Source organism: Sphingomonas sp. IC-11 (genome assembly GCF_021043365.1).
Taxonomy (GTDB): domain Bacteria; phylum Pseudomonadota; class Alphaproteobacteria; order Sphingomonadales; family Sphingomonadaceae; genus Sphingomonas.
In genome coordinates this window covers 1,413,682-1,430,214 of the sequence record NZ_JAJNDU010000001.1, presented here as the reverse complement: position 1 = coordinate 1,430,214, position 16,533 = coordinate 1,413,682, and the positions used below count along the sequence as shown (strand labels likewise).

11 protein-coding genes are annotated in these 16,533 nt (G+C 63.2%); 7 read left to right on the top strand and 4 right to left on the bottom strand.

The annotated features are described in order from the left end of the window. Positions 1-20: 20 nt before the first annotated feature. From LQ954_RS06935 to trxA, 4 genes are read left to right on the top strand one after another with little or no spacing between them, the layout of a single operon-like run. The gene (locus LQ954_RS06935; protein ID WP_231022462.1) at positions 21-773 is read left to right on the top strand and encodes a nucleotidyltransferase family protein; all 753 of its coding nucleotides are present in this window, start codon (positions 21-23) and stop codon (positions 771-773) included. Further along, positions 766-3,702, top strand: a complete 2,937-nt coding sequence (addB, locus tag LQ954_RS06930; RefSeq protein WP_231022461.1) for a double-strand break repair protein AddB — start codon at positions 766-768, stop codon at positions 3,700-3,702. Before LQ954_RS06935 ends, addB begins: the two co-directional genes overlap by 8 nt. A 27-nt stretch (positions 3,703-3,729) precedes the next feature. Continuing rightward, positions 3,730-7,179 carry a double-strand break repair helicase AddA gene (addA, locus tag LQ954_RS06925; protein WP_231022460.1) on the top strand — a complete coding sequence of 1,150 codons (3,450 nt, stop codon included), beginning with the start codon at positions 3,730-3,732 and terminating at the stop codon, positions 7,177-7,179. Positions 7,180-7,226: 47 nt separating this feature from the next. Beyond that, a complete protein-coding gene (gene trxA / locus LQ954_RS06920; RefSeq protein ID WP_227770187.1) occupies positions 7,227-7,550 on the top strand; it encodes a thioredoxin TrxA in 324 nt (107 codons plus the stop codon). A 134-nt stretch (positions 7,551-7,684) separates the two neighbouring features. On the opposite strand, the gene argJ is transcribed toward trxA, so the two are convergent. Then, a complete protein-coding gene (gene argJ, locus LQ954_RS06915) occupies positions 7,685-8,911 on the bottom strand; it encodes a bifunctional glutamate N-acetyltransferase/amino-acid acetyltransferase ArgJ (protein ID WP_231022459.1) in 1,227 nt (408 codons plus the stop codon). A 123-nt stretch (positions 8,912-9,034) separates the two neighbouring features. On the opposite strand from argJ, the gene LQ954_RS06910 reads away from it, so the two are divergent. The 3 genes from LQ954_RS06910 to secA all read left to right on the top strand — a co-directional run bounded on the left by LQ954_RS06910 (position 9,035) and on the right by secA (position 12,655). Continuing rightward, positions 9,035-9,508, top strand: a complete 474-nt coding sequence (locus LQ954_RS06910; protein WP_231022458.1) for a TonB family protein — start codon at positions 9,035-9,037, stop codon at positions 9,506-9,508. Between the two features lie 58 nt (positions 9,509-9,566). Continuing rightward, entirely contained in the window at positions 9,567-9,824 is a 258-nt protein-coding gene (locus LQ954_RS06905) for a hypothetical protein (RefSeq protein ID WP_231022457.1), read from the top strand. A 95-nt stretch (positions 9,825-9,919) separates the two neighbouring features. Then, entirely contained in the window at positions 9,920-12,655 is a 2,736-nt protein-coding gene (gene secA / locus LQ954_RS06900) for a preprotein translocase subunit SecA (protein WP_231022456.1), read from the top strand. Positions 12,656-12,809: 154 nt separating this feature from the next. On the opposite strand, the gene LQ954_RS06895 is transcribed toward secA, so the two are convergent. From LQ954_RS06895 to LQ954_RS06885, 3 genes are all read right to left on the bottom strand, one after another. Beyond that, entirely contained in the window at positions 12,810-13,415 is a 606-nt protein-coding gene (locus LQ954_RS06895; RefSeq protein WP_227770192.1) for a CC0125/CC1285 family lipoprotein, read from the bottom strand. Positions 13,416-13,525: 110 nt separating this feature from the next. Continuing rightward, positions 13,526-14,695, bottom strand: coding sequence for a glycosyltransferase family 4 protein (locus LQ954_RS06890; protein WP_231022455.1), 1,170 nt, complete (start codon positions 14,693-14,695; stop codon positions 13,526-13,528). Between the two features lie 51 nt (positions 14,696-14,746). Beyond that, complete coding sequence (locus LQ954_RS06885; protein ID WP_231022454.1) at positions 14,747-16,531, bottom strand: cation:proton antiporter domain-containing protein; 1,785 nt, start codon at positions 16,529-16,531, stop codon at positions 14,747-14,749. Between the last annotated feature and the right edge of the window lie 2 nt (positions 16,532-16,533).

The window sequence follows — 16,533 nt, the reverse complement described above, 5'->3', positions numbered from 1 at the left end:
CCACTGCTACTGAGCGCAAAATGATTAAGCCGCGTTTGATCCGGCCGGAAATCGAGGCCTACATGCCCGAGACGGCGATGGTCATGGCTGCCGGCCTCGGAAAGCGTATGCGGCCACTGACCACAACGCGGCCCAAGCCGTTGATTGAAGTGGCCGGCAAAACACTGCTGGATCACACGCTTGATCATCTCCGCGCCGCGGGCGTGAAGCGGGCGGTGGTCAACGCCCATTACCTCGCGGATACGTTGGAAGGACATCTGTCATCCATCGAGGGCATCGAGATCGAGATCTCCGATGAGCGTGCGCAGCTTCTGGAGACAGGCGGCGGGCTGATGAAGGCCAAGCCACTGCTTGGCACAGACCCGATCTTTGTCGTTAACAGTGACAATTACTGGCTGGACGGACCCATCGACGCCCTCTCGCTTCTGGCCGCGCGGTGGAACCCGGCAGAAATGGACGTCCTGCTGCTCCTGGTCCCGTTAGCACGCGCGCATTGTCACAGGGGGCAGGGCGATTTTCACATCGGCGCGGATGGCCGGATCACCGCGCGCCGACGTCCAGGACGGCTCGCACCATTCGTGTTTATCGGTGTGCAAATCCTCAACCCCGCAATCCTTGTGGATGCGCCTGAAGGTCCGTTTTCCACGATGCTGTTCTGGGAACGGGCAATCGCCGCGGGCCGCGCCTATGGCGTTGTCCATCAGGGTCTATGGGTCGATGTTGGCACACCTGCCGCAATCGCCAGGGCGGAAGCGCTGTTGATCGATGGGTGAGCGGAGAGGGCCTCGGCTCTTCACCATTCCTCCCCACCGCGCCTTTGCTGATGCATTGGTCGCCGGGCTGATCCGGCGCTTCGGCGACGATCCGCTAGGCTTGGCGCGCGGGCTGGTTCTGCTGCCGAACAATCGAGCGAAGCTCGCAGTCACCAACGCCTTTGTGCGCGCGCGCGGTGGTGCGTTGGTGTTGCCGCGTCTCGTGGCCATCGGCGCGGATGACCTTGGCGAAGCGATCGGGGCGGCGCTCGATCCTGCCGACGCAGCTGATCCGCCGCCGCCTGCCGTCTCGGTGCTTGGTCGTCGCATGATCCTGGCTCGCCTGGTCAAGCAGGCCAAGCCCGCATTGGATACGGCAGAGGCCGTCCGGTTGGCGGGCGAACTGGCGAGTACCCTTGACCAGCTGATCGTTGAAGAGGTGGATCCCGGCCGCCTTGCGGAGCTGGATCTTGGGGACTTGACCGAGCACTGGCGCGAGGCGCTGGAGCTGTTTCGGGTGGTGCTGGATCACTGGCCGGCGGAGCTTGCCCGAATGGGCCGGATCGACAGCTCGGCCCGCCGAGTCATACTGTTGCGGCGGTTGGAGGAGCGTTGGGGGCAGGGCGGCCCGGCGGGTTTCGTTTGCGCCGCCGGCATTACGGATGCGGCGCCGGCCGTGGCTGCGCTGCTCGGCCGGATAGCGAAGCTGGATAACGGACTGGTCGTGCTTGCCGGTCTGGACCGCGCGATGGAGGAGGTCGAGTGGCAGGCGCTCGGCCCTCATCAGCCCCATCCGATCACTGGCCGGACAGCCCGGTCAATCGAGGTGCATCCGCAGTTTCATCTCAAGCAGCTGCTGTCGCGAATGGGGTTCGCGCGCGACGATGTCGCGCTTTGGCCCGACGGCAGCGACCATGATGCCTCTGCTGCACGTGGCAGAACGATCGCAACCGCGCTTGCGCCGGCGGACTACACTGCTCGCTGGACCGAGTTGCGGCCGCAGCAGCGCCAACTTGCAGGGGTGCGGATCGCGGAGCTCTCCAGTCCTGCAGAGGAAGCGCAAGCCGTCGCCCTTGCGCTGCGGGAAGCGGTGGAAGACCGGGGCCGCACCGCCGCCCTCGTGACACCAGACCGTGCGCTGGCGCGTCGCGTCTCGGCGCATTGTGCGCGCTGGGGACTGGACGTTGACGACAGCGCCGGCCGTCCCCTGTCGATCACGCCACCAGGCACATTGCTGACCGCTATCATAGAGGCGGCGACCGACCGTTTTGCGCCCCTCGCGCTCCTCACGTTGCTGAAGCATCCACTGGTGCGCGCTGGTGAGAGGCGGGGCGCTTGGCTAGAGGGTGTACGGCGATTGGACCGGAGCCTGCGAGGTCCAAGGCCTGCGCCTGGGCTGGACGGGATCGAAGCGCACCTCGGCGATCGTACGGGCGCGTGGTGGGCGGAGCTGCGTCCATTGCTCGATCCGCTCGCAGCATCGTTCGGAGATGGCGCCGCGCCCCTGCCGGTCCTGATCGCGGCGTTGCGCAATGCGGCAAGCGCGCTGGCCGGCGAGGACGCCTGGAGCGGTCCAGCGGGACGAGCGGCGGCCGACCTGCTCACCGAGCTGGAGGCCGAGGCAGCGCTGGGGCCCGCCAATGTAACGCCCCAGGAACTGGCGCCCACGTTGCGCCTGCTGATGGACGAGATCGCGATTCGACCGCCGCAAGGCGGGCACCCGCGGCTCGCCATTTACGGCCTGATCGAAGCCCGCCTCCAATCGGCGGACCTGATGATCCTCAGCGGATTAAATGAGGGAGTCTGGCCGGGAAGTACTGCGCCGGACCCTTGGTTGGCTCCGCGCATCCGCGTTGCCCTTGGTCTTCCCGGACTTGAAAGGGCGATCGGTGTTGCCGCGCATGATTTCGGACAGGGGCTTGGTGCGCCCAACGTGCTCATCACACGTTCGCGCAGGGATGCTCGCGCACCGGCGATCCCGTCGCGCTTATGGCTGCGGCTCGCAGCAATGGCGGGCGATGAGTTCGATCGTGCACGCGATCGACGGCTCGAAGGCTGGAGCCGGCTGATTGACGACGGCGGCACGCCCCAACCCGCCGCTCGGCCGGCGCCCAATCCACCCGCCGCACTACGCCCGCTGGCTATGTCCGTAACTCAGGTCGATCGCTTGAAGGCCGATCCGTTCGCCTTCTATGCCCACAGGATCCTTCGACTTGCGGCACTTGATCCGGTCGATGCGGATCCGACTGCCGCATGGCGCGGGACCGCCGTCCACAGCGTTTTGGAGAGATGGGCGCGGGATACCGGCTGTCGGGTGGACGCTCTTGGGCCGCTCGCGATCGAGATGCTGGGTGATCCCGGTACCCACCCGCTGGTTCGGGCTCTTTGGCAACCCCGGCTGCTTGCCGCAGTGGAGTGGATCGCTCAGCGCATGGCGGATGAGCAGAAAGCCGGGCGCAAGGTGCTTGCCGCGGAGGGGAATGGCATGGCGACGATTGCCGGCATCGAACTTTCGGGCCGGTTCGATCGCATCGATCTTCTGCCGGACGGAATGCTGGCAATCGTCGACTACAAGACCGGCAAGGCGCCTTCCGCCGCGGCCGTTCGAGCTGGCTTTTCAATGCAGCTCGGACTGCTCGGCGCGATCGCGGAGGCGGGTGGGTTTGCTAGTATCACGGGCAAAGCAGGTGCCTTTGAATATTGGTCGCTGGCCAAAAACCGCGACTCATCATTCGGAAGCGTAAGCACGCCGGTCGATCCAAACGGAAAGAACGACCGGATCATCACCAGCGAGTTCGTCGATCGGGCCCGCGCCGTGTTCGCGGAAGCGACGACGCGATGGCTCACTGGCGACGAAGCGTTCGTGGCCAAGCTTCATCCCGAATATGCGCCCTACGCCGAATATGATCAGTTGATGCGTCGCGATGAATGGTATGGCCGTGACAACTAAGTTTGCCCAAGCGGATCGCACTTCCAAGTGAGCAGTTCCTCGGGCGCCCGCCCCCTTCCCCCGCTGAGAGGTGAGCAGCGCCGGGCCAGCGCGCCCGACGCGCATGTGTGGCTTTCCGCCTCGGCCGGTACGGGCAAGACACAGGTGCTGTCTGCCCGCGTATTCCGGTTGCTTCTCAGGGGCGTGGAACCTTCGGCGATCCTGTGCCTGACGTTCACCAAGGCGGGTGCCGCCGAAATGGCGGCCCGCGTCAGCCAGCGATTGGCCGCATGGGTGCGAATGAAGGATCGCGATCTGTTTGCGGACCTCATCGCGCTTGGGGAGCCAGGAGATCCTGCGCAGCGAGACAGGGCGCGAACTCTGTTTGCCAAGGTTCTCGACGCGCCCGGGGGTGGCCTTCGCATTCAGACCATTCACGGCTTCTGCCAGGGGCTTTTGGCAGCCTTCCCGGCGGAAGCCGGACTTGTTCCGGGTTTCCGACCCGTCGAGGCGCGCGAGGAAGCGGTCCTCGCTCGCGGTACGCTGGGGGATCTGCTTGTTACAGCGGAAGAGGAGGGCCGTGCTGGTCCGCTGGAAGCGATCGGCAAGCTCAGTATCCGCTTGGGGGAGGCAGGGGCGGAACGATACCTCAACGACTGCGCCCGTGCTGCCGCTGCGCTCGAGAACCTGCCCGCCGGCATCCAGCCGTGGTTGCGCCGCGAATTGGATCTCCCAGCTGGCGATGTTGAGGATCACATCCGCGACGCCTGCGGTGATGACTCAATCGATCGTGCTGCACTCGAGCTGATCGGCGCCCTGAACCGGGGCTGGGGTGGTAAGAAAGGCTCTTCGCGGGCCGACACGATCGCGACCTGGCTGTCGGCAGGCACTGAGCAGCGAGCCGCAACGCTTGACCAGCTTCATCTGGTGTGGGCGAAAACCGATGGCGTTCCGCGATCATTCGTGAAGGGGCAAGCACCGGCGGATCCGGAATATGCCGACCTCGCCATGCGCCTCCACGGGACCTGCGGAGAGCTGCTCGCGTTGCGTGTGCGTGCTGCCTATGCCGATCTGCTGGCCGAGGCTCTGACGGTCGGGCGTGAATATGCGCGCGCCTATAGCGCCGCGAAGCGGCGGCGAGGGCTGGTCGACTTTGACGATTTGATCGGGGCAACCGTTCGCTTGCTGGAGGTGCCAGGCATCGGCGACTGGGTCCGGTTCAAGCTCGACCAGACGACCGAGCATGTGCTGATCGATGAAGCGCAGGACACGAACGTCGCGCAGTGGCGCATCGTACGTGCGCTGGTGGACGAGTATTTCGTGGGTCGGGGTGTCTATGCGCCGTCCATGCGTACGCTGTTCACCGTGGGTGATCACAAGCAAGCCATCTTCGGCTTCCAAGGTACCGATCCAATCAACTTTCGGGCGGCGGAAATGCATTTCGCACGCAAGGCGGCTCTGGTAGCCGGCGATGACCGTATGCCGGCGGATGAACGCGGCCTCCCGTTTGAACAGCTTTCGCTGGTATCCTCCTTCCGCTCCACGCGCCCGGTCCTGGAGTTTGTCGATGCGGCGGTCGAGGCACTCGGTTCGGAAGCGCTTGGGCTTGATGCTGCCATGCCTCCACACGCGAGCGAGGTTCCGGGGCCTGGCTGTGTCGAGGTGTGGCCTCCCATCGCAGTCGGCAACGCCGAGGATGACGGCGGCGACGAAGAGTGGATCGACGATGCGGTGCGTGCCAATGCGACGCGTATTGCGCGCGAGATCCGCGCATGGCTCGACAGCGGCGCCATTCTGGAAAGCAAGGGTCGCCCGATCCGGCCCGAAGACATCATGGTGCTGGTCAAGCGGCGCGGCGAGATTGCGCAGCTGCTGGTGGCCCGCCTCTATGCGGAAGGGGTGCCGGTCGCGGGCGTCGATCGCCTTCGGTTGAACGCGCCGCTCGCAGTCCAGGATCTATTGGCCGCCATTCGCTTCGTCCTCCAGCCTGAGGATGATCTAAGCCTTGCCAATCTGCTGGTGTCCCCGCTCATCGGCTGGAGTCAGGAAGAGCTGCTCGCGCGCGCGGTCCCCCGAACGGGTAGCCTGTGGCGGCATCTGTCCGAGCATCATCGAGATCTTCTCGGGCCACTGGACCGCATGCTCGCTCGTGCGGATTTCACGACGCCTTACCGCTTTCTCGAAGAGATCCTTTCCGGGCCGCTCGAAGGGCGACGGCGCTTGCTGTCCCGCCTTGGTGAGGAGGCACGCGATCCGATCGAAGAGCTGCTGAGCGCGGCGCTTGATTTCGAAACAACCGCAACCCCGTCGCTGCAGCGCTTCCTCGACTGGTTCGATCGCGGCGAAGTGGAGGTAAAGCGCGAGGCGGAAGGGGCGCTCAGCGCGGTGCGCGTCATGACGGCGCACGGTGCGAAGGGGCTGCAAGCGCCAATCGTGATCCTTGCGGACGCCACGGCGGACCCGACGGCCACTCGAGGCGGGACACTGATGTGGACTCCGGATGGTTCTACCGCGCCGATCCCGGTGATTCCGCCGCGTCCGCCGGAGCTTGCCGGGTCGATTGCAGACGTTGCAGCGCAAGTGGAGACGCGCGAACTGCAGGAGCACTGGCGCCTGTTCTATGTCGCTGCGACCCGCGCGGAGGAGCGGTTGGTGATCGCAGGCTCGCTGAGCGTCAAGTATCGCAACGGCCCGCCGGAGGCGAGCTGGTACGCGGCCGCTCGGCGCGCGTTCGATGCGTTGGGCGTGCCCGAGGGCGACACCCGTGTTTTTCGCGGGATCCGACCCGATGATCCCGTGCCTTTGCAGTCTCCCGGAACAACGGAAACAAGCGAAGCTGAGCCACTGCCCGCTTGGGCACGTACGCCAGCGGCGCCGGAGGCCCGTCCGCCCCGGCCGCTTGCCCCCTCGTCGATCGGTGAAGATGCCGTTGCGGATCCACCACCCACGCCTGCGATGCGCGCGGCGGCGGAGCGTGGTCGGCTGATCCACGGCCTTTTCGAACGCCTGCCGGCTGTCCCCGCTGAGAGCCGTCGGGCGGCAGCGGATCGTTGGCTGTTGCAGGTCGGGCAAGTGTCGGATCCCGATGAGCGATCGGACGTAATCGAAACGGTATGTGGGATCCTCGCCGATCCCGAGTCCGCCCCGCTGTTCGGCCCAAGTTCCCTGGGCGAGGCGCCGATCAGCGCTGTGGTGGAAGGCGGCTTGGTAATCACCGGCACCGTGGATCGCTTGCTTGTGACGCCGGAGCGCGTGCAACTGGTTGATTTCAAGACGGGGCGATTCGCGCCTGCAGGGCTGGACGCAGTTCCCATTTATCACGTTCGCCAGATGGCCGCGTACGTTGCGGCATTATCGGTGATCTTTCCCGACCGTCCGGTCGAAGCGTCGTTACTCTACACATCGGCGCCGTTGCTCATTCACCTTCCCGAGAGCCTGTTGGCGACGCACAAGCCGGGCTTGACCCGGGCGGAGCAAAGCTTGCCCGTGGGTCGTTGAGTGTCCCGTTTCGCGAACCTAAATCGGTGCGCAAAGGAGATTGTTACATGGCCACCAAGAAGATCACCGACGACAGCTTCCAGGCAGACGTCATTCAGTCGGACAAGCCTGTCCTCGTGGATTTCTGGGCGGAGTGGTGCGGCCCGTGCAAGATGATCGGCCCAAGCCTGGAGGAAATTTCCGAAGAGCTCGGCGAGCAGGTCACCATCGCAAAGATCAATATCGATGAGAATCCGGATGCACCGGGCCGCTATGGCGTGCGCGGTATCCCGACGATGATCCTGTTCAAAGGCGGCAATCCTGCCGCAACTAAGGTCGGCGCTGAGCCGAAGGGGCGGATCAAGGCCTGGCTAGAAGGCGCTCTCGCCTGACGATCGGTGGCACCGGCCCGGTCTATTGATGACCGCGCCGGTTTCCCGGTCAGATGATGAGAGGGGCGCAGCTAGCGGCCCCTCTCGGCGGGTTCCCGGTCTCGGCGCAAACGTCGGGAAATCCACGGGTTCGATCAGCTCCGATAATCGGCGTTGATGGAAATGTAGCCGTGCGTCAGGTCGCAGGTCCACACCGTTGCGCGCCCTTCGCCGAGGCCAAGATCAACGCCGATCTCGATTTCCTGTCCTCTCAAATGCGCAGCGACCGGCGCTTCATCATAGCCGTCTACCGCTAAACCGCCGCTTGCCACTTGCGTCGAGCCGAAACGGATCGCGAGCCGATCGCGTTCTGCGGGTTCGCCCGCTTTGCCCACAGCCATAACCACCCGCCCCCAATTGGCGTCCTCGCCCGCGATAGCAGTCTTCACCAACGGTGAATTGGCGATCGACATTGCAATACGATGCGCCGACGGATCGTTCGTGGCGCCTTCCACAGTGATCTCGATGAGCTTGGTCGCGCCTTCCCCATCACGCACGACCAGTTGGGCCAATTTGTGGCACAGATCCGACAATGCCGCGCTGAAGGCGTCGGCACCTGCGCTTTCGTCGTCCGTGAGCGGAGCATTTCCCGCCTTGCCGGTTGCGAAGGCAAGCACGGTGTCGCTGGTGGAGGTGTCGCCATCCACCGTGATGCACGAGAAAGTGCGGCCGTTCGCTGCCGAAAGTGCGGCCTGCAGGAATGGCGCATCAACAGCGGCATCGGTGAAGATGAAGCCGAGCATGGTTGCCATGTCCGGGGCGATCATGCCCGAGCCCTTGATCACGCCCACCAGAGTGACTGGGCGTCCATCGACGATAGCTGTGGTGACGGCGCCTTTCGGATAAGTGTCCGTGGTGCCGATCGCCGCTGCGATCTCGCGCCAGTCACAGGGGCGGGCATTGACGGCCGAATCGAGGCCAGCTTCCGCCTTGTCGATTGGCAACGGCACGCCGATCACGCCGGTCGAGGCGACGAAGACGTCGGATGGCTGGCAGCCAAGCTGGGCCGCGACACGAGCGGCGATCGCTTCGACGGCAGCTCGGCCGCGATTGCCGGTGAACGCATTCGAATTGCCGGCATTCACAACGAGGGCACGTGCTTCGCCTAGGACGAGCGCCCTTCGGCACCACTCCACCTCCGGAGAAGGACATTTCGATTGCGTCAGCACGCCCGCCACGGTCGTACCCGGATCAAGCGTTACGAAGCTGAGGTCGCAGCGATCCCATTCCTTGTAGCGCGCCCGCGCGACGCGAGGGGTGGCCCCAGCGATCGACGGCAGGTCAGGGAATGGAAGGGCGAGTGGAGAAACGGCGTGTGACATGAAACTGCCATGCTGCCGCGCGATGAAAAAGTCACCAAAAGCGTGATTGACCGATCATGATCGCGCCGTCAGTTTCGATGGGGTGAGGGGGCTCCATCGTACATCCGCGGGACAAGAGCGTGGTTGGCTTGGCGCGTCGAGCGCTACGTGACACCGCAGCATGACCGATGCGGTTATATCGTTATCGGCGCCTGTGTCGCGCTTGGTATCGCGATCATCATGTTGCTCATGAGCATTGTCGAACGGGAGATCGCCAGCTGGCCCATGCCCGAGGCACCGCCGAGCCGCGCCGGGCCCTCGACGGTTGCGGAGCAGAGCAACCCAGATGCAGCCTGTGCTCCACCGGCGGAGTGGGTCACCGCCGATGATTATCCGCTTAACGCCATCATGCAGGATCAGGAAGGAACGACGACGCTCAGCTGGATGGTCGGCGACGATGGCCGGATTGCTTCGTGCCGCATTGCCGTATCAAGTGGGCACCATCTGCTGGATCAGGCTGGCTGCCGTGCCATAATGGCGCGCGGCTGCTACGACCCCAAGAGCTTGTCCGAGAAGCGGGAGTTCACCCGGCGGATCGTATGGCGGCTGCCGACGTAATGAAGTGTGACGCTTTTGGGTTGGCCATGTCGGCCGGCCTCCCTATGTCCAGGCCGAAATGAATCTGCTGCTCCTCCTGTCCGCTTTGCTCTCGGCGCTGTCCGGCGTCGGCGCGAGCGTGCGGTCGCAGGATCGCGCGCAGGCGGTGGCCGAGGGGTCGCTCACTACGACGGCGACGGCGCATGCCCCACGGCTCCTCGCCCAGCGTCCCAGGACGGCGCTGCCGACGTTACGTGAGGCGGCGCTGCCGGGTGAGGTGCGGGCATTAACGCTTGTGGCGGCCGAGCCTTTGTTCGCCAGCCGCAGGCGCGAATAGAGAATTCCTCCCGACTCACGCGTCGGACCAGCACGCCTTTTCCGCGCGCGCCCAGCGAGGCTGCCGCGCCGCATCGATTATCAGGATATCAGCTCATGTTCGGCAACTTCGCCAAGTCGCTCTTTGGCTCTTCAAACGACCGCTACGTCCGCTCGCTCAATCCCATTCTAGCAAAAATCGCTTCGTTCGAGTCGTCGCTGCAGGCGATGGATGATGCGACACTTTCCAATCAAACCGTGCTGTTTCGCGAAAGGCTGGCGAGCGGCGAGAAGCTCGACAACCTGCTGCCGGAGGCATTCGCCACCGTGCGCGAGGCTGCTCGCCGCGTGCTGGGCCAGCGCCATTACGACGTGCAGATGATTGGCGGTATTGTGCTCCACCGCGGCGAGATCGCCGAAATGCGCACAGGTGAGGGAAAGACGCTGGTGGCGACGCTCGCCACCTACCTTAATGCTCTGCCCGGTGATGGCGTTCACGTCATTACCGTCAATGACTATCTGGCTGCGCGCGACGCCGACTGGATGGGCCGGGTGTATCGGTTCCTTGGGCTTACGGTTGGCGTGATTGTCCCCAACCTTAGTGATGAGCAGCGGCGCCAGGCGTATGCAGCCGATATCACCTACGGAACGAACAACGAGTTCGGCTTCGACTATCTGCGCGACAACATGAAGTACGATCGCACGTCCATGGTGCAGCGTCCGTTCGCCATGGCAATCGTGGACGAGGTCGACTCGGTGCTGATCGACGAGGCGCGCACCCCCCTGATTATCTCCGGCCCGACCGACGACAAAAGCGACCTCTACATGCAGGTCGACGCGATCGTGAAACAGATCACGCCGGACGATTACGAGAAGGACGAGAAGCAGAAGACGATCGTTCTCACCGAAGAGGGCACCGAGCGGGTGGAACGGCTGCTGGAGGCGGCCGGCCTGCTTGAAGGCGCCAACCTCTACGATTTTGAAAATACTCAGGTGGTTCACCACCTGAACCAGTCGCTCCGTGCGAACGTCATGTTCAAGCGGGACATCGACTATATCGTGAAGGACGGTAAGGTCATCATCATCGATGAGTTTACCGGCCGCATGATGGACGGTCGTCGCTGGTCGGACGGTCTTCATCAAGCGGTGGAGGCAAAGGAAGGAGTTCAGATCGAGCCCGAGAACCAGACCATGGCCTCGATCACGTTCCAGAACTATTTCCGCATGTATCCGAAGCTTGCTGGCATGACTGGCACGGCGGCGACAGAGGCCGCAGAATTCTTCGATATCTATAAGATGAACGTCGTCACCATTCCGACGAACAATCCGATACGCCGCGTTGACGAGGAGGATGAGTTCTACAAGGACACGCACGACAAGTTCCGCGCTATTGCCAAGCGAATTCGGCAGCATGCCGAAAAGGGCCAGCCGGTGCTCGTCGGTACAGTGTCGATCGAGAAGTCCGAACTGCTCAGTGACTTCCTGAAGCAGGAAGGCGTCGATCACTCGGTGCTGAATGCTCGCTATCACGAGCAGGAAGCGCACATTGTCGCCCAGGCAGGACGGCTTGGAGCGGTCACGATTGCCACGAATATGGCGGGGCGCGGCACCGACATCCAGTTGGGCGGCAATCTCGAATTCCGTGTGGAAGACGAGCTTGCGGGCATGCCCGACGGGCCGGACCGCGATGCTGCTATTGAGCAGATCCGGGGTGAGATTGCCGCTGAAAAGGCCAAGGTACTGGAAGCAGGAGGTCTTTTCGTCCTCGGTACCGAACGTCATGAGAGTCGTCGTATCGACAATCAGTTGCGCGGCCGTTCAGGCCGTCAGGGCGATCCGGGTCTCAGCCGATTCTACCTCAGCCTCGACGACGACTTGCTGCGTATCTTCGGTCCGGACACGTTGTTTGCGCGCATGATGCGGAACAACATCGAGGATGGCGAAGCAATCGGCAGCAAGTGGCTGACCAAGGCCATCGAAACTGCGCAGAAGAAGGTCGAAGCGCGCAACTACGACATTCGCAAACAGGTCGTCGAATATGACGACGTAATGAATGACCAGCGCAAGGTGATCTACGAGCAGCGCGCGGACATCATGGACGCCGAGACGGTTGGCGACGTCGTTGAGGACATGCGCGCCGAAACGGTGAACGCCATTGTCGGCGAGGCCTGCCCGGTCGGCTCCTATCCCGAGCAATGGAACATCGACGGCATGAAGGCGCGTCTCGCCGATGTGCTGAATGTCCGTCCCGCCATTGAGGATTGGTTGAAAGAAGACGCGATCGACCCGGAAATGGTGACGGAGCGCGTGCGCACCGAAGCCGACGCGATGATCGCAGCAAAGGCGGCTGAACTGGAACCAGAGACCTGGACTCAGGTCGAGAAGTCGATCCTTCTCCAGAACCTCGATCATCATTGGAAGGAGCATCTGGCGACGCTCGATGCGCTGCGTCAGGTGGTTCACCTGCGTGCCTATGCACAGAAGACTCCCATTAACGAGTATAAGCAGGAAGCGTTCGCGCTCTTCCAGCGGATGCTCGACAATATCCGAGAGGACGTGACGAAGACGATCGCGCATGCCGAGTTCCGGCTGCAGGCACCGCCGCCGCTCCCAGACCTCCCCGACTTCATCACCACGCACTTCGACCCACTCTCGGGAGAGGATAATTCGGCCGATGTGGATGCGGGCACGCTTGGTCTCATCCAGACCCAGATGCCGCCCATGCAGATACCGCAGCCCACGGCAGCGGATCTTGGCGAAGATCCGGAAAATTGGCGTGGTCAAGTCAGCCGGAACTCGCCGTGCCCTTGCGGCTCCGGCCGCAAGTACAAGCACTGCCACGGCACGGTTTAAGCGGCGGCACCTCGAGGAGTACGCCTGCGGCTTGATCGCGCAGGTGCTCGGCTGCCATTCGCTTGGCGATCTGATCCTCGTCGAGGACTTGTGGTGAAAAAAGGGGCCCTCGCTGGACTTGGCGAGGGCCCCTTCTATTTACGTTTCGCTGCGGTCAGCGGCGACGCTGTTGCTCCGGCAGTACGATGGTTGGTCCGAGCCGCTCGACAACATCGCGAGCGTTGAAGGCGCGGACTTCTCCAGAGGGCGGTGAGCCCTTGCCCATCACAATCTCGGCAGACGCCTCATAGCGGTCGACGGTGCGGACGTCGAAGTCGTTGAATCCGCCACCCCACGGACCCCAGCCGCCCCATCCACCCCAAGGCCGGCCGTAGAAACGCCAGGACGGACCCCAATAGCCGCCCCAACCGCCATAGCCCCAGCCGGGACCAAATCCGGTGCCGGGCGTCGAATACGTCCGCGCCTGGCGATCGGTCTGGCGATCCACCGTCACGAAATAGTCAAAGCCGTTTTGAAGCGTCAGTTCGGCAGCACGGAACAATAGATAGCGCTCGACGGTGTCGCGGTCCGTAACGGTGTTGCCAGCGAAGTTGACGAGGAAACGGTTTGCTTCGACCTGGCGCTCACTAAAGCCAGTGCGGTTGAAGCCGGATCCGGTGGCAGGACGATATGGAGTCTCCGTGGCGCACCCCGCGACCAGCAATGCACCAGAAACGGCCGTCGCCATCAGCAGGCTGCGACCGGTACGCAAGATTTTCATTATGACGTCTCCGAAGCCCGCCGATACGGCGGAATGAATCGCTTGTAGCTGTTGTTGCCGGAACGTCCGATGAACGGATTGGCTCCGAAAAGCCACGTCTTGTCGTGCGCCTACGCGCCGGCGGCAGTACGCTGGAGAGTGGAGGCGGCGTCTTCAAGATAGGCGTTGAGCACTGCCTCGTTGATTGCGTCCCAGCGGTAACCGGCGGCCTTCTGATTGCCGGCCCGGCCCATGGTTTCGCGTCGCTGAGGATCCTTGATCAGTGCGGAAAGCGCGTCGGCATAGCCGGCGATGTCGCGGGGCTCGACAAGGAAGCCGGTAACGCCGTCGTCGACCAGCCCAACGGCGCCTGAGGCCCGTGCTGCGATGACGGGAATGCTGGCCGCCATCGCTTCCAGCGTTACGTTCCCGAACGTTTCGGTCACGCTGGGATTGAAAAAGATGTCCATCGACGCAACCGCGCGTCCCAGTTCATCTCCTGCTTGGAACCCGGCGAACGCAGCGTCTGGAACTTGCGAGGCGAACCACTCGCCTGCCGGACCTTCACCAATCACCAGAACGCGATGGGCTATCCCGCGGCGTTTCAGTTCGGTCGTGACCGAGGCAAAGACGTCCAGCCCCTTTTCCTTCACCAGCCGTCCGAGAAAGCCAATCGCAACCTCATGATCCGCAATCCCGAGCTGCCGCCGCCATTGCGGATCACGCCGGGCAGGGGAGAAGCGGCCGTGGTTCACGCCGCGGGACCATATTGTGGTTGGCGTCTTGACGCCCCAGCTTCGTAGAATGTCGCCGATCAACGGACCCGGCACCAGAACGCGATCAACCCGATCGTAGAACCTTGCGAGCATGCGTTCAAAGAACGGCTCAATGAAGCCCAAGCCGTAGTAGCGTGGGTAAGTTTCGAAGCGGGTGTGCAGCGACGCCACCCGCGCAATGCCGTGGCGCCGCGCATAGCTGATTGCCCGATGACCTAGAATGTCGGGAGCCGACACGTGGATCAGGTTGGGCGCGAATGCCGCCAAGTCACGCTTCACCTTTGCGGGCAGGCCGCGGGCGAGCCGATATTCGCCGCGCTCGCCCGGGAGCGGGATTGCCGGCACATCAACAAGGTCGCCCGTTGCCGGGAATGCCGGCTCGGCAACGGTGGGTGAGTAGACGCGGACGTTCACGCCACGGCTGAGAAGATGGCCTACCAGCAAGTTCAGCGCCTGGTTCGCGCCATCTCGGGTGTAATTATAATTGCCGCTGAAAAGTGCGACACGAAGGTCCGACGGCTCCATGATCGTGGCCGGGTAGCGCTTGATTGCGGCGAACGCTGGGCAGCGGTCACTCTAGATTTGCGATGCGGTGCCTATCTCGCTTTGTCGCGGCAAGCGGCGGATGCGCGGCTCACGGCTGAGTTTTGCCTCTTGCCGGATCGTCTGGCGGAGTTCGTCGCGCTTTTCGTGAATGGAAGCAATCACCGGGCCCATTGCGACCCCAAGGTCAACGAGAACAGCCTCGGAAAGCTGCAGCGAACTCTCCAACGTCTCCGGCACCGCATCTGTCGCACCGGCACGGTAAAGCTCTGCAGCGTGGGCCGCGTCCCGCGCGCGCGCGATGATCGGAAGCTCAGGCGCCAATGCTCGCACCCGTCGTGCAAGGCGCACGGTAAGTACCGGATCATCCATCGTTAAAACGAGGGCGCGAGCCGCAGGCAAGTTGAGACGATCTACCAACTCTGCACGGATGACGTCACCATACATTACCGACTTCCCGCTCGCCCGCGCCGCCTTCACCACGTCGATGTCTGCCTCGACGGCAAGATAAGGTTGGGCATGCACGTCAAGAAGTTCGGCAACCATGCGGCCCACGCGCCCGAAGCCGATAATGACCGTATGCTTTCCGTCGTCGGGAGCGGTCGCCGAGGTGTCATCATTACCTTCGATCCGCCTGGAGATGGCGCTTCCTACCTTGGCCAACACGGGGGTGATGGTGAGACCTATGGCTGTCACCGTCTGCCAGAATGCAGCCGTTGAAGCTTGAATGAGTTGCGCCTGGGCGGCGGTGGCAAGTACGATCAACGTGGTTTCTGACGGGCTGCCCATGAGCAATCCCGTTTCCGCTGCGACGCCACGCCGCGCATTGGCGATGCGGAGGAAAAGGTACGTAACTGCCGTCTTCACGGCCACGACGCCCGCCACCGCCAGGAGCAGGTCGGACCAATTCCTGACAATCAGCCGCAGATCCAGGCTCATTCCTACGCTGATCAGAAAAACGCCAAGCGCCAAGCCCTTGAAGGGCGCTGTTATCACCTCAACTTCTGTATGGTATTCGGTTTCCGCAATCAGAAGACCCGCCAGCAGCGCACCCACAATCGGCGACAGGCCAGCAGCAGTCGTGGCGACACTTGCCACAATAACGACGAGGAGCGACGCCGCAAGGAACAGCTCCGGGCTTTTGGTGCGTGCCGCCTGGGCGAACAGCCGCGGGAGTACCAGTCGCCCCCCGATGTAAATCGCAACAACCGTCAAGCCGCCGCGCAGCGCTACCATGCCGATGTTACCGAAGCCGTCCGCTGCCGCCGAAGGTGCAAGGGCACCGAGGGCAAAGATGATAGGCACCAGTGCCAGATCCTCAAACAGGAGCATGGCGAACGCGCCCCGACCGACGGCACTGACGGTGCCAACGAGCGGAAGAACGAGAGCGGTAGAGGACAGGGCGAGAGCGAGGCCCAATCCGATCGCCCCTGGCCAGCTTTGTCCCATGAAGTGCAAAGCCGCACCGATGATCAGCGCCGAACCCAAGAGCTCAACCGGACCAATTCCGAACACGAGACGGCGCATCGCCCACAAGCGTCGGAACGACAGTTCAAGGCCGATGGAAAACAGCAGAAGGACGATGCCGAATTCTGCGAACGGCTCAATCGAATGAGGGTTCGAGATGGTGAGGTAGTAAAGCCATGGCCATCGGTCCACTTGGCTACCGAGCCCCGCCGGACCCACCAACAGACCCACAAGGATGAAGCCAATAACCGGGCTGATCTTGAACCGGGCGAAAGCTGGGATCACGAGGCCAGCGGCGCCGAGGATCACCAGTGCGTCAGAGAATTGCGGGTTGTCGAGACCAATCGCCATCC

Excerpts from the sequence above, each read along its gene's own strand:
- LQ954_RS06935 (WP_231022462.1), top strand. The coding sequence starts at position 21 with ATGATTAAGCCGCGTTTGATCCGGCCGGAAATCGAGGCCTACATGCCC.
- addB (WP_231022461.1), top strand. The coding sequence starts at position 766 with ATGGGTGAGCGGAGAGGGCCTCGGCTCTTCACCATTCCTCCCCACCGC.
- trxA (WP_227770187.1), top strand. The coding sequence starts at position 7,227 with ATGGCCACCAAGAAGATCACCGACGACAGCTTCCAGGCAGACGTCATT.
- argJ (WP_231022459.1), bottom strand. The coding sequence starts at position 8,911 with ATGTCACACGCCGTTTCTCCACTCGCCCTTCCATTCCCTGACCTGCCG.
- LQ954_RS06905 (WP_231022457.1), top strand. The coding sequence starts at position 9,567 with ATGAATCTGCTGCTCCTCCTGTCCGCTTTGCTCTCGGCGCTGTCCGGC.
- secA (WP_231022456.1), top strand. The coding sequence starts at position 9,920 with ATGTTCGGCAACTTCGCCAAGTCGCTCTTTGGCTCTTCAAACGACCGC.
- LQ954_RS06895 (WP_227770192.1), bottom strand. The coding sequence starts at position 13,415 with ATGAAAATCTTGCGTACCGGTCGCAGCCTGCTGATGGCGACGGCCGTT.
- LQ954_RS06890 (WP_231022455.1), bottom strand. The coding sequence starts at position 14,695 with ATGGAGCCGTCGGACCTTCGTGTCGCACTTTTCAGCGGCAATTATAAT.
- LQ954_RS06885 (WP_231022454.1), bottom strand. The coding sequence starts at position 16,531 with ATGGCGATTGGTCTCGACAACCCGCAATTCTCTGACGCACTGGTGATC.